At 36.2% G+C, this 18,737-nt stretch carries 18 protein-coding genes; 10 read left to right on the top strand and 8 right to left on the bottom strand.

Annotated features, from left to right (window positions below; all coding sequences use genetic code 11):
- Positions 1-196 precede the first annotated feature (196 nt).
- Together DUT69_RS15145 and DUT69_RS15140 are read left to right on the top strand one after the other, a co-directional pair.
- Positions 197-2,494, top strand: a complete 2,298-nt coding sequence (locus tag DUT69_RS15145; RefSeq protein WP_162796330.1) for a TonB-dependent receptor — start codon at positions 197-199, stop codon at positions 2,492-2,494.
- Between the two features lie 25 nt (positions 2,495-2,519).
- A complete protein-coding gene (locus tag DUT69_RS15140) occupies positions 2,520-3,581 on the top strand; it encodes an HmuY family protein (protein ID WP_113654077.1) in 1,062 nt (353 codons plus the stop codon).
- Positions 3,582-4,038: 457 nt separating this feature from the next.
- On the opposite strand, the gene DUT69_RS15135 is transcribed toward DUT69_RS15140, so the two are convergent.
- The 4 genes from DUT69_RS15135 to DUT69_RS15120 form a co-directional block, all read right to left on the bottom strand.
- Positions 4,039-4,920 (bottom strand): class I SAM-dependent methyltransferase, encoded by an 882-nt coding sequence (locus tag DUT69_RS15135; RefSeq protein ID WP_113654076.1) that lies wholly within the window; start codon positions 4,918-4,920, stop codon positions 4,039-4,041.
- A 381-nt stretch (positions 4,921-5,301) separates the two neighbouring features.
- The gene (gene vapB / locus DUT69_RS15130; protein ID WP_113654075.1) at positions 5,302-5,532 is read right to left on the bottom strand and encodes a type II toxin-antitoxin system VapB family antitoxin; all 231 of its coding nucleotides are present in this window, start codon (positions 5,530-5,532) and stop codon (positions 5,302-5,304) included.
- Positions 5,533-5,591: 59 nt separating this feature from the next.
- Complete coding sequence (locus DUT69_RS15125; RefSeq protein ID WP_113654074.1) at positions 5,592-6,344, bottom strand: ABC transporter ATP-binding protein; 753 nt, start codon at positions 6,342-6,344, stop codon at positions 5,592-5,594.
- On the bottom strand, positions 6,341-7,075 hold the full coding sequence (locus DUT69_RS15120; protein ID WP_113654073.1) for an MlaE family ABC transporter permease: 735 nt from the start codon (positions 7,073-7,075) through the stop codon (positions 6,341-6,343). Before DUT69_RS15120 ends, DUT69_RS15125 begins: the two co-directional genes overlap by 4 nt.
- 137 nt (positions 7,076-7,212) lie before the next feature.
- On the opposite strand from DUT69_RS15120, the gene DUT69_RS15115 reads away from it, so the two are divergent.
- From DUT69_RS15115 to ispG, 5 genes are all read left to right on the top strand, one after another.
- On the top strand, positions 7,213-7,902 hold the full coding sequence (locus tag DUT69_RS15115) for an SDR family oxidoreductase (RefSeq protein WP_113654072.1): 690 nt from the start codon (positions 7,213-7,215) through the stop codon (positions 7,900-7,902).
- A 26-nt stretch (positions 7,903-7,928) separates the two neighbouring features.
- A complete protein-coding gene (locus DUT69_RS15110) occupies positions 7,929-8,600 on the top strand; it encodes a PspC domain-containing protein (protein ID WP_113654071.1) in 672 nt (223 codons plus the stop codon).
- Positions 8,601-8,624: 24 nt separating this feature from the next.
- Positions 8,625-9,584 (top strand): LiaF transmembrane domain-containing protein, encoded by a 960-nt coding sequence (locus tag DUT69_RS15105; RefSeq protein WP_113654070.1) that lies wholly within the window; start codon positions 8,625-8,627, stop codon positions 9,582-9,584.
- Between the two features lie 98 nt (positions 9,585-9,682).
- Complete coding sequence (locus DUT69_RS15100) at positions 9,683-10,285, top strand: RDD family protein (RefSeq protein WP_113654069.1); 603 nt, start codon at positions 9,683-9,685, stop codon at positions 10,283-10,285.
- 60 nt (positions 10,286-10,345) lie between these two features.
- On the top strand, positions 10,346-12,337 hold the full coding sequence (ispG, locus tag DUT69_RS15095; protein WP_113654068.1) for a (E)-4-hydroxy-3-methylbut-2-enyl-diphosphate synthase: 1,992 nt from the start codon (positions 10,346-10,348) through the stop codon (positions 12,335-12,337).
- A gap of 133 nt (positions 12,338-12,470) precedes the next feature.
- Here ispG and DUT69_RS15090 read toward each other — a convergent pair whose 3' ends face one another.
- From DUT69_RS15090 to DUT69_RS15080, 4 genes are all read right to left on the bottom strand, one after another.
- Complete coding sequence (locus DUT69_RS15090) at positions 12,471-12,893, bottom strand: secondary thiamine-phosphate synthase enzyme YjbQ (protein ID WP_113654067.1); 423 nt, start codon at positions 12,891-12,893, stop codon at positions 12,471-12,473.
- 62 nt (positions 12,894-12,955) lie between these two features.
- The gene (locus DUT69_RS19505; protein WP_262511042.1) at positions 12,956-13,258 is read right to left on the bottom strand and encodes a GNAT family N-acetyltransferase; all 303 of its coding nucleotides are present in this window, start codon (positions 13,256-13,258) and stop codon (positions 12,956-12,958) included.
- Complete coding sequence (locus tag DUT69_RS19500) at positions 13,230-13,508, bottom strand: GNAT family N-acetyltransferase (RefSeq protein ID WP_262511041.1); 279 nt, start codon at positions 13,506-13,508, stop codon at positions 13,230-13,232. The genes DUT69_RS19505 and DUT69_RS19500 overlap by 29 nt, the downstream gene beginning before the upstream one ends.
- 22 nt (positions 13,509-13,530) lie before the next feature.
- On the bottom strand, positions 13,531-14,364 hold the full coding sequence (locus DUT69_RS15080; protein ID WP_113654066.1) for an alpha/beta hydrolase family protein: 834 nt from the start codon (positions 14,362-14,364) through the stop codon (positions 13,531-13,533).
- A 176-nt stretch (positions 14,365-14,540) separates the two neighbouring features.
- On the opposite strand from DUT69_RS15080, the gene hemA reads away from it, so the two are divergent.
- From hemA to hemB, 3 genes are all read left to right on the top strand, one after another.
- Entirely contained in the window at positions 14,541-15,767 is a 1,227-nt protein-coding gene (hemA, locus tag DUT69_RS15075) for a glutamyl-tRNA reductase (protein WP_113654065.1), read from the top strand.
- Positions 15,768-15,872: 105 nt separating this feature from the next.
- On the top strand, positions 15,873-17,444 hold the full coding sequence (gene hemC, locus DUT69_RS15070; RefSeq protein WP_113654064.1) for a hydroxymethylbilane synthase: 1,572 nt from the start codon (positions 15,873-15,875) through the stop codon (positions 17,442-17,444).
- A gap of 271 nt (positions 17,445-17,715) precedes the next feature.
- Positions 17,716-18,681, top strand: coding sequence for a porphobilinogen synthase (hemB, locus tag DUT69_RS15065; protein WP_113654063.1), 966 nt, complete (start codon positions 17,716-17,718; stop codon positions 18,679-18,681).
- Positions 18,682-18,737 lie beyond the last annotated feature (56 nt).

Genomic DNA, 18,737 nt, shown 5'->3' with positions numbered 1-18,737 from the left:
TATTTTAGGTTAATTTTTTATAAAAGCAAAAGTACAATTTTGTTAAACTATTCGCTTCTGCAATAATACTATTCTTTCTTAACATTAAAAATCCTCTTTTTTAAGTGGTTAAACATTAATTTTTCATTTTATTTGTAATTAGTCTAAATAAGAGTTATAATTGCCTCATTATTTGAAATCATTCTAAATAACTGACGTGAAATTATATTTACTTGCTTTTTTACTGCTAGTCTCCATTTCTTTAAAAGCACAAGACACCAATAAAAATCTAACCATTACAGGCAAAGTTTTAACTGCCGATGGTTTGCCAGCATCAGGCTTGCTAATCGTTATAAAAGATTCTAAAAACGTGGCATTTACGCAAAACGACGGAACATTTAGGATTTCCTCTTCCGCAGGAAGCAAACAAATAATTATTAAGTCGGGCTTATCAACTTTAGAGCAGAATATAGAAGTTGGGCAGAATCAGTTATCTATTCCAACCATCACTTTGAAAGAGAAATCTTATGAGCTTAAGGAGGTTGTAGTTACCGCACAGTATGGACCACAGTCTATGAAAAATTCGGTTTACAATGTACGAACAATTAGTGCCGAAAAGATAAGACTAAGAGGCGCAACTAATGTACAACAGGTTTTGAATACTGAATTAGGTTTTCGTTTTAATAACGATTTAACGTTGGGTACTACCGACGTTGAATTGATGGGAATGAGCGGAAGAAATATTAAAATTCTTTTAGATGGTGTGCCAGTAGTTGATAGATCTGATAGCAGGGAGAGTTTAAACCAAATAGATATAAACACCGTAGAACGAATTGAAATCGTTGAAGGTCCGGTTTCTGTGGTTTACGGGACAGATGCATTGGCGGGGGTAATTAATATCATTACCAAAAATGCAGGAAAGTCACTATTAAACATATCTGCTCGTGTGCAGGAAGAAACAGCAGGCGATGAATATGCAGCACTTAGTGGGGCAGGAGTTCATAATCAAAATATTAGCGCTAGCTGGCAAAATAAAGGTTGGAATGCTTTAGTCGGTTTTAGTCACAATGAATTTGGAGGCTGGAATTTGGCATCAAAAACGGCAACTATTGACGAGGTAAACTCAGTTACAAACCGTTGGAAACCAAAAGAACAATTTTTAGGGAATACTAAAATCGGCTACAGAAATGATAGGTTTAATATTTGGTATCGTTTAGATGGATTAAAAGAAGATATCGATTCTCGTTTCGGTATTAACCCGAATAACTACAGGGGTAAATTACAAACTTATACCACCAATCGTTATACGCAACAAATACAATCAGAATATAGATTTTCTAAAAAGTTGGACGTAACGGGCGTTGCCGGTTATACAGATTTACAAAGAGCTACAAAAACCGTTATACACGATTATACCAACAATACGGAGCAACTTACTGCTGATGCGGGCGAGCAAGATGTTGCAAAATTTAACGCAACGATCGTAAGAATAACCGCACAGTATTTTGCGAGCAAAATGGTAACTATACAACCCGGTTTCGAGTACAATAGAGATGCTGCAAGTGGGCAACGTATAAAAGGTAAGCCAGTAATTAATGATTACGCATTTTTTGCCTCATCTGAGATTAGACCTATGGATAGAATTAATATTCGCCCTGGCGTAAGGTTTATCAAAAACTCTGTTTACGATGCTCCGGCAATTATTCCATCTTTAAATACAAAATTCGGTTTATCTAAAAACTTTGACCTTCGCTTATCGTATGCCAGAGGTTTTAGGGCACCAGCTTTAAGAGAACTCTATTACGATTTCTTTGACGCAAGTCACGCTATAATGGGTAACGAAAATCTTAAGGCAGAGCAATCCAACAGCTTTAATGCATCGTTAGTTTGGGCCGGCATACAGAAAGACGATATGCAATTTAGAAGCACAGCCACTGGTTTTTACAATGTATTTAAAGATAGGATAGATTACGGTATGGATCCGTTGCAACCGACGGTTACAACTTTAATCAATGTTTCGAGATATAAAACTGTAGGCGGTACTATCGACAATACTTTTATCCTTCAAAATTTACAAGTTAATGTGGGCTTTTCTTACATCGGTAGATACAATAGACTAATTGAAGAACCAACTTTAGATGTGCCTGAGTTTATGTGGGCACCAGAGCTAAACGGAAATGCAACTTACAACATCCCAAAAATAAATGGTAGCATAAGTTTCTTCTACAAATACACTGGCAACAGACCGGGTTACCAAGTTACTACTTCAGGTGGTGTGCAAACGGCTAACCTAGTTAAAATAGGCGCATTTAGCTGGGCAGATTTAATGCTTAACAAAAATATTTATAAGCACTTTACGATTAATGCAGGTGTAAAAAACCTGTTTGATGTAACGCAGTTAACCAATACATCTACCGCAAGTGGTGGTGCGCATAGTACAGGCGGCGCAAGTGTGCCCTATAGTTACGGACGTTCTTACGTATTAGGCTTAATCTTCAATTGGAATAAAAACTAATAATTAAAATAAATCAAAAAATAAGATGAATAAATTTAACTCAATTTTTGCCGTAGCATTTTTAGCGGTAACCTTTACAGCTTGTAAAAAAGATAGCGAACCTGTTGTTGTGGTACCACCTTCTGATGGTAGTACGTTAACTTTAAACGGATTAATTGGAGCAGAGGCCGGTCCTTCAGCAGGTAATAGTGTTTTCGTAGATTTTAGTACTGACAAACAAGTTTCTGTAGATAGAACTTCATGGGATTTAGGATTTTACAATGGCGATGAATATAGAGTTATTTTAAATCATTCTGTTGGTGCAACCGCAATTGCGTTAGATAAAACCGATCTGAACCAGGTGACGGCTCAAGATACAATTACACTTGCAACTTCTGCTGCTTTAGCAATAGGTCAAGGAGCTGGAGGTTTTAGTTTAGTTGATGCCGTTGAAGGCTCTAAAGCCATTTATTTGAGTAACACTGTTATCAAAGAAGTATCAGCTACTGATGCTAACAATAAAGTATATATTGTAAATCGTGGTTCATCAGGAGTAACCGGAAATAGAGGTTGGCAAAAGGTGCGTGTATTACGTGCTGGAAATGGATATACGTTGCAATATGCCAAAATCAACGAAACATCTTTTAAAACATTAACCATTACAAAAGATTCTAATTACAACTTTAAAGCAATATCATTTGTTAATGGGGCAGTTAATGTAGAGCCGCAAAAGTCCGACTGGGATATTCAATGGTCATTATCAACTTATAAAGCATCTGCTACAATTCCATATACATTTTCTGACTTCGTTATTTTAAATTTTTTAGCGGGAGCGCAGGCTGCGGAAGTGTTAACAAATACGATTAGTTATGCCGATTTTAAAGAATCAAACCTGGCAACAGTTACATTTAAATCAGAACGTGATGTAATTGCTGGAAATTGGAGAATCACATCAGGAACTCCACTGGGAGTTAAAACAGATCGTTTTTATGTTGTAAAAGATGGCTCAGGAAATGTTTACAAATTGAAATTCAACAGTTTCATCTCTAATGATGGTGGTACTCGTGGTAAACCAGTTATCGAGTACAAGTTGATTAAGCAAGGATAATATAAGTTTATAGTTTGTTTTGTTAAGAGTAGGGCCTCCAAGGATTTGGAGGTCTCTCTTTTTATAAGCTTTGTGTTTTTTAAATATAAGAAAAGCAAAACCTGCAATAAAAACAACGCTAGCCCCGCTTTATGTTACAAGTTTCAATTAGTTTTCGACAAGCTCAAACTGACATTGAAAGCTTTCCACGTCAATCGGGTTTACAAAATCAGGTCTTTACAATTATTTAGGTCTGGGCGTATAACAACCCCAAATAGTATTAGAGACAGATTTTTACAAACGGGATATAAGTGAAAATCCTTTTGTAATCCTGCGCTTGTCGAAGGACAAAAGATTAAAACGGTTAGCCCGAATAACGTTAATAACTTTACTGTTATTGCTTTTCAAAACAAATTGAAAAAAATAAGCCACCGAAACTAATCGATGGCTTATTACAAATCAATAAATATTTTAAACCCTAATAGGTTCTAAATTTGCCGAAAACGCCCAAGGGCAATTTTACGCCAGAAGTAGCTTGCAAAAACAACTCACCGGTTTCTAAATTCTGTACTTGAGGAAAAGATGTTTTAATTAGGTTTTCTACAATAACCGACGAGAAGCCTAAAGAATAGGTGTTTAAAATTAAGAAGTGTTCATTTTCGTCAAGCAATTGAACAACATCTTGCATCATTTCTTGTATATGGTCTTCCAGTTTCCATTTTTCGCCATTTGGACCATGACCAAAAGCAGGTGGATCTAAGATGATACCATTATATTTTTTGCCACGCTTTAACTCTCTTTTTACAAACTTAAGTGCATCTTCAACTACCCAACGTACATCTTTTAATTTAGATAGTTCTTGGTTTTCGTTTGCCCAATTTACCACTTGTTTAATCGAATCTACGTGAGTGGTATCTGCACCTGCAGCTTTAGCAACCAAAGATGCAGCTCCGGTATATGCAAATAAGTTTAAGACCTTTGGCGATGGGGTTTTAAATTTTTTGATGGATGATGAAATATAATCCCAGTTTACAGCCTGCTCCGGAAAAACGCCAACGTGTTTAAAAGAGGTTAAGCCCAAACGTAAATTAATACTAATATCATCGTTTTTATAATTTACATTCCAGCGATCTGGCGTATTTTTATCAACTTTTAACCATTCTCCAGAAGTTGCAGAACGACCTTTAAAATTTATGTGCGTTCTTTTTTTCCACTCTTGCGCAGATAATACTTTTTTCCAAACTGCCTGTGGCTCTGGGCGAGACAAAACTAAGTTGCCGAAACGTTCTAGTTTTTCAAAATCACCACAATCTAATAATTCGTAGTCTTTCCAGTGTGTAGGGGTTAGAAGTTGTATCATTTAAAAATTTTCAGATTTGGGTAGTTTTTAATGTGTTGATCGTCAGTGATTAAAGTTAAATCATCAGCAATTGCTTGTGAGATAATCAATCTATCAAAGGATCTTTATGGATTAGTAGTAGTGTTAAATAAATATGCAATGTTGTTTTTGTATGTTTAGTATAGAAATATTGTTCTTATCTAAAAGCTGATACAACTCACTTACATTTCTTGTTATTGGCAATTTTCCAATGTTTATTTTACAATAATTTCCCATAAGCTAGCTACACTTAAATTTATATTATTTGCAGGATTTTCGATATCCTTTATAATACTTTTGTCTAGTTTTTCGTCACAGCATTAATCAAAAAAAGAAAAATATGTGTATCGACTAAAAATCGCATTACGAATATTCTTTAAAATCATCCAAAGGTTCATTGAAATCTTCTGGGATAATAAATAATCCTTTCGCCGCTCCGTATAATGCTCTAGGTTCTTCAACTTTGGTGTTTTCGGGCAATTGTTTTTTAGAATATTTCGCCTTTAAAAAATCAATACAATCTTCAACCTCGGTTACCAATTCTTTTGGCAAGGTTTCTAATTTATGAATGATGTTTTTTGTGGCCGTAGTCATACACAAAGATAATTAATTATTTAAAAATCGAATACCCGTAAAATTAAATAGGTATGCGACTAAAATTTTCCTTTGGCAGCTTTCATAAATCTACTCGCGAAAACGAAATCGTTTAACTCTGCAATATCCGTTTTTGAAATCTCCTTGTTAGAGCCTTCCCAGAATTTTTTTCCTTCGTACAAAAACATAATATAATCTCCAATACCCATTACCGAGTTCATATCGTGGGTAACCACAATTGTTGTGGTTTTATATTCTTCAGTAATTTCTTTAATCAGTTCGTCAATTACAATAGAAGTTTTTGGATCTAAGCCAGAGTTCGGCTCATCACAAAACAAATATTTTGGGTTCATAGCAATGGCACGAGCAATACCAACACGTTTTTTCATACCACCAGAAAGCTCTGCCGGAAATAATTTATTTTTCCCAGGTAGGTTTACACGCTCCAAGCAAAAATTAACTCGGTCTAATTTCTCAGCTTTGCTTTGGGTTGTGAACATGTTCAGCGGAAACATAATATTCTCTTCAACTGTCATCGAATCAAAAAGTGCCGAGCCTTGAAAAAGCATTCCGATTTCTTTTCTTATTTCAATACGCTCCTCGAAATTTAACTGGGTAAACTCTCGTCCGTCATAATAAACGTGCCCTTGTTCAGGGTGGTGCAAACCAATCATGCACTTTAGCAAAGTTGTTTTTCCAGAACCAGAACCACCAATAATTAAATTGGTAACACCTTCTTCAAACTTTCCAGAAATTCCTTTTAAAACCGCGTTATCGCCAAACGATTTATGGATGTCTTTAATCTCGATCATAATAATAACTGGGTTATAAGGTAATCGCAAGCTAAAATACTAATACAGCTAACAACAACTGCCCTTGTACTTGCCTGCGCAACTTCTAAAGCACCACCTTTTACATAAAAACCTTCGTAAGCCGGTACAGATGTAATAATGAAGCCAAAAACGAAAGCTTTGGTTAAGGCAACTACAATCGTATATGGATTAAAATCTGTTGTAATACCTTGAATGTACTCTGATGCCGTAACCGCACCAGAAAGCGTACCACCCAAATAACCACCACCGATACTTAAAACCATAGAAATGATAACCAACACTGGTACCATGGTAATACCCGCCAATATTTTAGGTAAAATAAGATATCCCGGCGCATTAATACCCATAATTTCTAAAGCATCAATCTGCTCAGAAACACGCATTGTGCCAATTTCTGATGAGATTGCCGATCCAATTTTACCTGCCAATACAATTGCACTAATAGTTGGGCTTAGCTCTAAAATGCTCGAATCTCTATTAACAGAACCAATAATTGTTTTCGGAATTAAATCGCTAACAAGCTGGAAGGCAATTTGTAAAGTCATTACCGCACCAATAAATGTGGATATGATACTGATTAATCCTAGCGAACCTACGCCGATAAAATCCATCTGCTGAAAGATAGCCTTTACGTATATTTTTGTTTTTTCTGGTCGTCTGAATACTGATTTTAATAACAGTATATACTTGCCAAAATTGGTAAAATTCATTTATTTGAAATTAGCTGGAAGGTAAACACATTAATATACAAAGAAACAACAAAAAAAGTTCTGCCATTGTGTATTTATTAAAAAATATTATTGTTTGTTATTATAAACACCGTTTTTTGCTCAAATAATTTAAAAACATGAATGCAATAATTACAGCTGCCACAAAAGGAATTGGTAAAGCAATAGCAATAAAGTTGGCACAAAGTGGATATAACTTATCGCTTTGCGCAAGAACCGCTGCAGATTTGGTAGAACTGCAAAAAGAGTTAGAAACTTACGGGGTAAAAATATTTGTTAAACCAACGGATTTAAGTAGCAAAGCTGATGTTCTGGCATTTGCCGAATTCTCGCTTTCATCATTTAATAAAATTGATGTTTTGGTAAATAATGCAGGTGTTTTTATACCAGGTTTATTGTTAGATGAAGAGACCGAAAGTTTTGAATTGCAACAGGGTGTAAACATTAACGCAACTTATTTAATGAGCAAGACAATAGGTAAATCAATGCAATTGAATAATACAGGCCATATTTTTAACATTTGCTCGGTAGCAAGTTTAGCGCCTGCAGATAATGCTGGTAGTTATAGTGTAACAAAAGCAGCGATGTTAAGTCTTAATAATGTATTGCGAAAAGAACTAGCGCAATATCAAGTAAAGGTTACGGCAATATTGCCCGGGGCTACATTAACATCATCGTGGGGCGAAACAGAAATAGACCCTAACAAGTTTGTACAACCAGAAGATATTGCAGATTCGTTGTTTAGCATTTTGAATTTAAGTAAAGGCGTAAATGTTGATGAAATAGTTTTAAAGCCTTTAAATTTTTAAGTATTAATTAGAGAAGGAGATTTTTTATGGAAAAGAGATTGCACAGAAACGAACACGATAAAGTAGTTGCAGGAGTGGCATCTGGTTTGGCAGATTACATGCAAACGGATGTAACGGTGGTAAGATTGCTTTTTGTACTTTCTACTATTTTTATTCCTACTTCTGGGGCATTAGTATATATTATTTTGTGGATAGTTGTTCCAGTAAATAATGATTTAACTGCCAAATACAACCACTTTAACGATTATTTTAAAAAGAACAATTTCGGGGGTGGTTTTTCTAATCCAGCCGATCCTTTTACACAGCAAAACGAACCACAAACCAAATGGAATACGCCGAATGCGGGTCCAGATTTTAACCAAACCGATATGAATAATTTTAGTCAGAAACAGCAAGGTAATGATACCGGAAGAACCATTGGCGGTTTAGTTTTACTGCTTTTAGGTGTGTATTTTCTTTTGAAACAGTTCGATGTATTGCCAGAGTTTTTTAATATCTGGAAAATTTATAAGCTGTGGCCTTTGGCAATAGTAGCAGTAGGTATTAGTCTTATTTTCAGAAATCAGCGTAAAAGCGAATGGGAAACTTTTAAAAAGGAAACCGAAGAAGCTCAAAAAGCGCAGACAGACAATTTAGGTGTAAATCAGAATTCTGGTAATACGACTAACGAAACTCAAGAAAATAATTCAGTTAATTAATAGATACACTTAACAAGATATAATATGAAATTCGACAGAATAATATGGGGTGTGTTGCTGCTATTTATAGGTGGCGTTCTCTTACTAGATAACTTTAACGTTATAGAGTTTTACTGGCGCAACATTTGGGATTTTTGGCCGCTTATTCTAATTATATTAGGGGTTAACATCCTTTTTAATAGAAATAATTCGCAAACCGGAAATATCATCTCTCTGGGTATATTGGTTATCGGTTTATCGGTGCTTTTTGTTAAAGGACAAGAAAAACCAGAAGGTGGTTGGTGGAACAGACACGTTAAGCATAACATTCAATTTGATGATGATGACAGTAATGACACCGCAAACAGTACGGATAAAAATGTATATAACGAACAGTTTTTGGCTGAATACGGTGATAAAAAAACGGAATTGAATATTTCTGGCGGAGGGGCAACTTTTGAATTAAAAGGTACAGCAGATAGTTTGTTTACCGCTAAAGTAAGCGAACGCAGAAATAATTTCTTGTTTACCAAAACGTTTACCGACAGTTTACATGTTTTAAATTTTAAAATGCGTAACCGTGGCAAAGAGAAATGGAATTTCGGTAATGGAAATAATGATATAGACATTTATTTAAATACAAATCCAATCTGGACGATTAATCTTAAAATGGGAGCGGGTGAAACGAAATTTGATGTGTCTAATTTTAAAGTTAGAACACTAAATTTTGATGGAGGCGCAGCAGAGCTGAATGTTAAGTTGGGTAGTTTATTGCCAATTACCGATGTTAATGTAAAAACTGGCGTAGCCGATGTAAAAGTTAACATACCTGAAGGTTCTGGTTGCAGGATTACCACAAAAACAGGTTTAAGTTCTAAAGATTTTACCGGTTTTACCAAAATTAACGAGGGCCTTTACGAAACGCCAAACTTTCAATCTGCAAGCAAAAAAATCTTTATCAAATTTGATGGTGGTTTAAGCAGTTTTGAGGTAGATAGATATTAAGGTTATAAGTTGTAAGTTTTATGTTTTAAGTTTGGTTGTATTATCGTTTTAGATTTAAATATAACTTTGAACTTAATACGTAAAACTTATTTCTATTTATGGAGTATACTGTAGTAATTAACGGAAAGCCAGAAGGTCCTTACAACTTTGAACAGTTGAAAGGAATGGGATTGCGACCAGAAATGTTTGTACGCAAACCCGGTATGGACGATTATAAAGAAGCTCATGAAATTGCCGAACTGAGGGAATTGTTCGGGTTTAAACATCAAAAAACTGCACCTCAGTATTTCGCATCCTTTGATCAGCGTTTACTTGCGTCGGTAATAGATTACTTTGCTTTACTTGTTATCTACGTTATCGTTGTACTATTTATTTACGTTTTTGTTTCAGAAAAAATGTTCAGAATTGGGACAGCTTTAGGATTGCTACTGCTGATTCCGGTTGCCAAAACAGTTTATTCCATTATAGCCGAGGCATCAGAAAAACAGGCAACTTTAGGTAAAAGACTATTAAATATAAAGGTGACCGATAATGTTGGAGATAGGATTACTATCGGGCTTTCCATTGCAAGAAACTTAAGTAAGATTTTATCTACGCTTCCGGTTTTTATAGGTTATCTGCTATGTTTCACAAATAAAAAACAGCAATGCCTGCATGATAGTTTAGTAGGAACGTTGGTTGTAAAAGACAGGTTGATATAATCTTTCAATTTAACACTCCATCAATATAACAATAAAACATTTAGCCTATCTTTGCACAGCATGCAGAAAGTAGTTGATCCAATTCTATTAGCGGGCGGTTATTGCAACAGCCTAACAGATTATTCGAGGTTTATAACACGCGAAGTTACCATTGGAAATATCCCAATGGGTGGCCAAAATCCAATACGTATCCAGTCTATGACAACAACAGATACGATGGATACTTTAGGTACGGTAGAGCAAACTATTCGTATGGTTGCTTCGGGTTGCGATTATGTTCGCATTACTGCTCCTAGCATAAAAGAAGCAGAAAACTTAGCTAATATAAAGAGCCAGTTACGTGCTCGCGGTTATGATGTGCCGCTAATTGCCGACATACATTTTACGCCGAACGCCGCAGAATCTGCAGCCAGAATTGTAGAAAAAGTGCGTGTAAATCCTGGTAACTATGCCGACAAAAAGAAATTCGAAAATATAGAATATACTACAGCTACTTATCAAGCGGAGCTGGAAAGAATTTATAAAAAATTTACGCCTTTAGTTAAAATTTGTAAAGAATACGGTACTGCAATGCGTATTGGTACAAACCATGGTTCTCTTTCAGATCGTATTCTAAGCCATTACGGCGATACACCCAGAGGGATGGTAGAATCGGCGATGGAGTTTATCCGCATGTGCGAAGATTTGAACTTTTACAACCTATGTATTTCTATGAAAGCCAGCAACACCCAAGTAATGGTGCAAGCTTACAGGCTTTTAGTAGAAACTATGGTTAAAGAAGGGATGAATTATCCGCTGCATTTAGGCGTAACTGAAGCAGGCGATGGAGAAGATGGAAGAATTAAATCGGCGGTTGGTATTGGTACTTTATTGGCTGATGGACTGGGTGATACGATTCGAGTTTCTTTAACAGAAGACCCAGAATTTGAAGCACCTGTTGCAATGGCTTTAGCTAAAAGATTTGAAGCAAATAAGTCAGGAAGTCCGAAGTCTGAAGTCCGAAGTGCTGACGCATTAACCTTCCAACCTTTCAACCTTCCAACCTTCCAACCCCTTTATAGTCCTTTTCAATATCATAGAAGAAATACAGTTGAGCAAGAGAACTTTGGAGGACATCAAGTACCACGAGTTATCATCAACTTAGAAAACCAAAATTTAAAAGACCCAGCAATTTTAAACGCTGTTGGGTTTAATTATTCGGCTTTGCTGGATAAATATAACCTCAGCGATCAAGCCTGCGACATGGTTTATTTGGGCGATAAATTGCCATCATTTTCTTTACCTGGCGGATTAAAACAACTTTATAACTATCAAACTTGGTTGAAATTAGCTGATAAACAGAATTGTCACCCACTGTTAAGTTTACAAGATTATCGGCAGGCTGCGATAAAAGATGAAAAAATAAATTTCGTTAAAATTTTAGCGGAAGATTTTCGTGTAGAGGAGTTGAAGGCCTTAGATAAGGTAGTTTTAATTTTAACTACCAATGCGCTTAATGCGATGCAAACCATCCGCTATGCGTTTGTTAAATTATTAAAAGCAGATTTAAATTTACCGGTAATTGTTGAACGTAACTTTGATGAGCTGAGTGATGTTGAAGAATTTCAGCTTTACAGTTCTACCGATTTGGGTGGACTTTTAATTGACGGTTTCGGTGATGGCGTTTGGATTAATGCAACTTCAATACCGCTTTCGGTAATTAACTCTGCTGCTTTTGGCATTTTACAAGCTACGAGAACTCGTATATCGAAAACAGAATATATATCGTGCCCTAGTTGCGGGCGTACCTTATTCGATTTGCAGGAAACCACACAAGCCATAAGGGCAAGAACATCTCACTTAAAGGGAATAAAAATTGGTATTATGGGCTGTATAGTTAACGGTCCGGGCGAAATGGCCGATGCTGATTACGGTTACGTAGGTGCAGGTGCAGATAGAATTACACTTTATCGTGGGCAAGAGGTAGTTAAGAAAAACGTTAAAACTGCCGATGCTATCGATGAGCTAATTGGTATTATTCAAGGAGATGGGAATTGGGTGGAAGTGGAGTAATATGGTTTAAGTAATACGTTTTTGAGTTGTGCATGCGAAAATAAGCGAGCTTGCGACCATTAACGCATGAATAAAAAGTACAAACTTATTATACTTAACTTAAGACCTATAACTTAACACGTAAACTTACATCTCAAACACCCCACGCCGTTAGTACAATATTTCTATTTCCGCCGTAATTTCTGTGTTCGCAAAGATAAATTCCTTGCCAAGTTCCAACATTTAGTCTGCCATTTCTTATAGGTATCATTAAGGAAGTATCCAGCAAGGCTGATTTAATGTGTGCAGGCATATCGTCAGATCCTTCGTAATCGTGTTTGTAATCTGGGTCATTTTCGGGTACTGCCTTATTAAACCACATTTCAAAGTCCTTGCGTACCGTTGGGTCGGCATTTTCGTTTATAGTTAGCGAAGCTGAAGTATGTTGTATAAAAACCTGTATCATTCCAGTTTTTAATGTCTTGATTTCCTGAAAGGCATCTAATATTTCGTCGGTTATCAAATGAAAACCTCTGCTCTTCGCTTTAAGACTAATTGTTTTCTGAAAAATCTGCATAAAAATAATGTTGACTAAGTTTTAAAATGTTACCAATACGTGCTACGGTTAGCAACTGATTGCTAAGAATTTTCACCTTCAATATTAGCCTGCACAGAATTATGCAGAACTAACCAATTGTGGGGTAATTCCTGATAGTTAAAAATTTCGATTATAGTAAAGCCAACTTTCTGTAAAACGTGATTTGATGCAATATTTTGTACATCAGCTATCGCATAAATTGAATCCAATTTCAATTTTTCAAAACCATATTTTATACTTGCTTTGGCCGCCTCGGTAGCAAATCCTTGCCCCCAATATTTAGGTAAAAAACGGTAGCCCAATTCGTAAAAATTCTTAAAGCCATTCATTTCTTCGGTAATCAACTTTAATCCGCCCCCAACCTATAAAAAGTCCGGTTTCTTTTTCAACAACCGCTAAACGACCTATGCCATTTTTTAAATATTGATTTTGAATAAATTCTATATCTCTACTTGCCTCTTCTAAACTTTTTATAGGCTTATTGCCAACATACCGTTGCACCTCAAGACTCGAATTAAGCTCAAACATTCCATTTACATCTTCGTTTCTGAGCTCTCGTAAAATCAGTCGCTCGGTTTCTATTAAGAATTGCATCGCACAAAGTATATTTATAAAACTATTTTAGTAAAGCCTCTTTAAAAAAAGCTATACTTTTCTCGCATACCTTAAATAGTTGAGCCGGCAAACTTTCTTGTTGGTAGGGATGTGATACTCCGTACACATGATTAGCGCCCTCAACTTTAAATAGCTTAGCATTAAGGTTAGCATCTGCTAGTTGTTGTGCCGTAGAAAAAGGTACGTTTACGTCATCATCACCTTGTACGATTAACCACGGAATATTTATTTGCTTTGCACTTTCTATAATATTCAGCTTTGCCTTATTCGATTCAAAATCAGTTAACAGTTCAATATTTAGTGGCATCTTCTCCTTTGTGCGGGCATTTTCAACGTAAATTTTCCCATTCTTTCTCCAATCATTTTCTTGATCTTTCTTCCAAAGGCTATCAAAAGCAGCAATAGCGCTCCAAGTTACCAAAGCTTGTACACGCGGATTGGCTGCAGCTTGCAAAATGCCCAAACCACCACCGCGGCTGTGCCCAATTAAAAAAACTTCGTTTACATTTAGGTTTTTTAAAGCATAGCTGATAACCAGGTCAACGTCAACCATTTCTTTCGAAACCGTATTGGAAGCAAAAGTTTCGAAGTCGCTAACATCAGTTGGGTTATTTTCTGTAACACCACTGTGCGAGAGGTTGAATTTCAAATATCTGAAACCATTCATCGCAAAATGACGAGCAACAAGGTTGTGTGCTCCCCAATCTTTAAAACCTTTAAAGCCGTGAATAAAAATTACTAAAGGGCCAATTGTGTTCTTATCGTCATAAGTAACATCGCCAAAAATGATTTTATTGTTCGAACCTGCTAGAGAAAAACTGTCTTGTCTGATCAAAATGTACCTCCAATGTGTAAAAATTAAACAATTATAACAATTTTAAAATAACAAGGTTTGTTAAGGAGTTGTTAATTTAAAACCTTTCTAAATTAGGCTAAATTACAGCTTAATGACAGATATACCACTTTGCGTATTTACTTTTGTTACGCAAAAAATAACAGGCACAACCCATTTTGGAATATTTAAAGATTATTGCATTTACACATAAACAAATAGACCTAAAAGCTTTAGGAAAGTTAGTTATATGTGAGCATACGCTGGATGATAGGTTGAGAAATATCCAATCAGAATTAAGCATCAAAGAAATTTTTTATGTAGGCACCTGTAACCGTGTAGAATTTATTTTTACAGCGGCGCAAGCGTTAGACAAAAGTTTTATCACTCGCTTTTTGCAGGTTTTGGATATGGGCTTGCCAGAAGAGTATATGGAAAAGTTTATAGATAACGTTTCCGTTTACGAGAAAACTGCTGCTTTTAACCACCTTCTACGTACATCTTGCTCGTTAGAGAGTTTGGTAGTAGGAGAGAAAGAGATTTTAGCACAAGTACGTAAAGCTTATGAGGCTTGTCGTTTAGCTGGTTTTACTGGCGATTACATGCGTATGATTATGAATCGCGTTGTTAAGACGGCAAAAGAAGTTTACACACATACCAATATTTCTAAAAATCCAGTTTCTGTTGTGTCATTGGCTTATCGCAAATTGCGTGAGCTGAATATGTGCGCTAATTCTCGTCTGCTAATCATTGGTGCCGGCGAAACCAACAACAACATCGCACAATATCTTAAAAAACATAAATATTCTAATTTCTCTGTTTTTAATAGAACTGTAGAAAAAGCAGAAAGCTTAGCAAAAGATTTAAATGGCACTGCTTATCCACTTTCGGCATTGGCCGACTTTAAAGGTGGCTTTGACGTAATCATTACCTGTACAGGTGCTACCGAGCCCATTTTTACGCCCGAAGTTTATATGCAATTATTAAACGGCGATACCAGCAAAAAAGTAATTGTAGATTTAGCTATACCGAATGATGTAAGTGCTGAAGTGGTTAAAAATTTTCCAATTCATTACATCGAAGTAGAATCTTTAAAAGAAACTGCCCGCAAAAATATTCAAGAACGTTATGATGAACTGATTCATGCAGAGCACATCATAGACGAAAATATCAAGGAGTTTGAATCTGTTTTACGCCAGCGCAGAATAGAGATTGCAATGAGCGATGTGCCTAAGAAAATCAAAGAGATTAAGCATACAGCTATAAACGGTGTTTTTGCTGATGAAATTAATGAACTTGATGAAAATTCTAGAGCTATTTTAGAGCGTGTAATGGATTACATGGAGAAAAAATGCATCACCATACCAATGGTAATGGCAAAAGAAATCCTTGTAAAAAACAGTTAATTAAGCTGAGTACATCTCGTTTATAAATATTCTGTCATACCTTAAATATGGCAATCCAACAATACAGCAATTTTCTTAATTTAGCAGAAAAACTAATCATAAAAGGTGAAGAAGATAATTATCGGTACACGCGGAAGCGATTTAGCATTATGGCAGGCAAATAACACTAAAGACAGACTTGCAAGCATTGGTATAGATGCAGAATTAAAAATCATTAAAACGCAAGGCGATAAAATATTAAACCTAAGGTTAGATAAGTTAGAAGGCAAAGGTTTTTTTACTAAAGAATTGGAAGAAGAGTTGCTGGGCGGAACAATTGATATCGCAGTACACTCGCACAAAGATTTGCCTACAACTAATCCTGCAGGACTAATTATAGCTGCGGTAACCGAAAGAGAAGACCCATCAGAATTACTGTTGATTTTGAAGGAAACGGTAGAGGTTAACCAAAAACTATCCTTAAAAAAAGGAGCAATGGTTGGCACATCATCTAATAGGCGTAAAGCACAACTGCTAGCACTTAGGCCAGATTTAAACATTACAGATTTACGCGGAAACGTGCCAACTCGTATTCAGAAATTAAGAGACGAAGACTACGATGCTATTTTATTGGCGAAGGCAGGCGTTAATCGTTTAGGTATAGATTTAAGTGAGTTTCATGTAGAGGTAATTGACACGACAGAGCTTGTTCCTGCACCGGCACAAGGTGCGTTGGCCATACAAATTAGAGAAACAGATACAGCGCTTTTTGAAGCTTTGCAAAAAATACACGATGCGGCAACAGCAGAAGAGATTGCGGTTGAACGTAAAGTTTTGAACCTTTTTGAAGGTGGTTGCCACATGCCATTAGGCTGTTACTGCAAAAAAGAAAATGGTCTTTTCGAGGTGTGGACTTCAAAAGCAGAAACTGATGAAGATTTTCCGGATCGCTTGTTTTTGAGAACAGAAACTACCGAAGGCTTAGCCGAAAAAATTGTAGCAAAATTTAGTGCCGATAGAAAGTTTCCGTCTAAAGTTTTTATTTCTAGGGAAATTGGCGAACACAGCTATTTCAGAAAAGCATTAGCAAAAAACAATATCGAAATTGATGGACGTTCGTTAATTCGTACGTTTCCAATTGTGAATACATTAGATCCGTTTTATTTGAAAAACATAGAATGGATATTTTTTAGCAGCAGAAACAGCGTTGAATATTTCTTTAAACTAAACCCCGCCTTATCTAAAAAGGTAAAATTTGGCGTGGTTGGAAGAGGCTCTGAAGATACGTTGCGCAAGTTTGGTCTTTTAGCAGATTTTGTTGGTGAAGGTGGCGGAATTGAAGAGATTGCGCAAGATTTTGCAAAAGCAGTAGATGGAAAAACAGTTTTGTTTCCGAGAGCTCAAGATTCTTTGTTAACCATACAAAAATCGCTAACCGAAGCTACAAAGGTTGTTGATTTGCCAATTTACGAAACAGTTGTTGAGGATAATATTGATGGCACAGCTGCAGAAATTTTGATTTTTACAAGTCCGTCTAACGTTGATGCTTATTTTGTTGACAATTTGCTTGAGCCAGAGCAACAGGTAATCGCAATTGGCAACTCTACCGGTAAAAAATTGGCAGAAATGGGTGTTAAATTTAATTTGCCTTATTCGCCAGATGAAATAGGTTTGGCCGAAGCAGTGTTTGGAATATAAATAAGGTAAAAGGTTGAAGGCGAAAGGTTTTTAACCGCTAAATCATTGCGGAGAATAGCTTTTGTCAGTTTTCGCAAAACCAATTTTAAAGCTGTGCCAGAAAAAGGATCTTATTAGCACTCAATTTTGTAACCTAAACCTGATAGCAGTGGATCCCGATTTTTCATCGGGAGAAACGAATAGCAGGACTGAAATACCCGAAAAGCACAGCAAATGCTTTTCAAAAATATAAATATAAAATAGACTAAAAGTCTAAATACTTGATAATATTATGCAAAGACCACGTAGGTTAAGGAAAAATCCAGTAGTTAGAGAAATGATTGCCGAAACGCGATTAGCTAAGGATATGTTCGTGTATCCCTATTTTGTGGTGCCGGGCACAAATGTTACAAAAGCGATAGACGCCATACCAGGTATTAACCATTTTTCTACAGATAATTTAATTAAAGACGTAGAGAAAGGATTAAGACTTGGTGTTAATAAAATTATGCTTTTTGGTGTTGGCGACGAAAAAAGTGATGATGCAAAGTCTGCATACGATCCACATTCTTTAGTGCCAGTGGCGGTTAAAGAGCTAAAAAAGAATTTTGGCGACGACCTTTACATTGTAACCGATGTTTGCGTGTGTTCATATACATCTCACGGGCATTGCGGGATAATGAAAGATGATTACATCCAAAATGACTTGTCGGTAGAGCTGATTGCAAAAATGGCCTTAAACCATGCAGAGGCTGGTGCAGATATGTTGGCACCATCTGATATGATGGATGGGCGAGTTAGTGCAATTAGAAAAAAATTGGATGGAAGCGGTTTTGTAAATACGGCTATTATGAGCCATGCTACAAAATTTGCATCGGCATATTACGGACCCTTTAGAGAAGCTGCAGATTGTGCGCCAAATAAAGGCGACAGAAAAGCTTACCAAATGGATTTCAGAAATGGAAACGAAGCCTTAAGAGAAGCCTTGCTTGATGAAGCTGAAGGTGCAGATGTGCTCATGGTTAAGCCTGCTTTGGCTTATTTAGATGTAATTAGCAATTTAAAACAAAACAGTGGTTTACCTATTGCTTGCTACAATGTTTCTGGAGAATACTCAATGATTAAAGCAGCAGCGGAAAAAGGTTGGATAGATGAACAGAAAGTAGTAATGGAAACGATGCACGCTTTTGCGAGAGCAGGCGCTAGTATTATAACCACCTACCATATTAGAGATATTGTAGAAAATAATTGGATGTAACTAAGGTAGAAGGCCAAAGGTATGGAGGTTGAGGGATTATACGCCCAAACCTTTTA

Origin of the sequence: Pedobacter namyangjuensis (genome assembly GCF_003313325.1) — a bacterium.
Taxonomy (GTDB): domain Bacteria; phylum Bacteroidota; class Bacteroidia; order Sphingobacteriales; family Sphingobacteriaceae; genus Pedobacter; species Pedobacter namyangjuensis.
This window is presented reverse-complemented; position numbering and strand designations above follow the sequence as displayed.